The sequence below is a fragment of the Oleiphilus sp. HI0123 genome (assembly GCF_001635315.1).
The window spans coordinates 1-853 of the sequence record NZ_LWGE01000322.1; the positions used below are offsets into that span (position 1 = coordinate 1).

1 protein-coding gene is annotated in these 853 nt (G+C 44.3%); it reads left to right on the plus strand.

Annotation, left to right across the window (positions count from 1 at the left end):
* Positions 1-726: diguanylate cyclase domain-containing protein (locus tag A3761_RS03085; RefSeq protein WP_156491545.1), on the plus strand; the 726-nt coding region annotated here is incomplete at its 5' end.
* Between the last annotated feature and the right edge of the window lie 127 nt (positions 727-853).

Genomic DNA, 853 nt, shown 5'->3' on the forward strand with positions numbered 1-853 from the left:
TTGCTGTTCTTTTTCTATGAATTCAAACCTGCCCTATGGCTTGTCGGGATATTCTCAGTATTTGCCCTGGCCTCTTTGAATGCTAGCGGCTCTCCGTTTGAAAACATTCAAAATACTATGAGCTACCTTTTGTACCTAAGCATGAGCTGCTGCCTGGTTTACTTGAGAGAACTAAGACGAAAACAGCTTAAGCCACTGCGTCGTACAGATAACCTGACCAAAGCAGCCACCAAAGAACATCTAGATGATGACCTGACAAAAGAAATTCAACGCAGTGAACGTGAAGGCAGTGAATTGTCTACAGCCGCGTTGGCAATTGACAAAATATGTCTTTCCAAACTAAACCCTAAAGAACAAGATGCTGTCACGATTGCCATTGGCAAGTTGCTCCATAACAACCTTCGCTTGTTCGACAGTTACTACCTTTGGGAACATCATGAGTTTCTTATCGTCTTACCTCATACCAGCTCGATTCAAGCAGTCAAGATAGCAGACAGCCTGCGACTTAAAGTCCGCAAAGAAATTGAGATTCATGGAGAAAGTATTACCGTTAGTGCTGGCGTGTCCTGCTTAAATATCGGCGATGACAGTACCTCCATAACAGGCCGGGCAAGCCATGCCTTATCAGAAACACAAGCTACCAGTATTAATAGAACACACATCTATCGAGACATCGATGAGCTGCCCCAAGACGCAACGCCAGCCAATGCAGAAGGAGCACAATAATGTTCTCTGAAATCCAGCTTCAAACCCGTCTTACTGCCACATTATTTCTGCTTGGCGCAATTGCTATGGTTGTGCTTGGTATACAAAATTATCGCTACGGTCTCTATGAGCTCGTTTACGTTGCAAC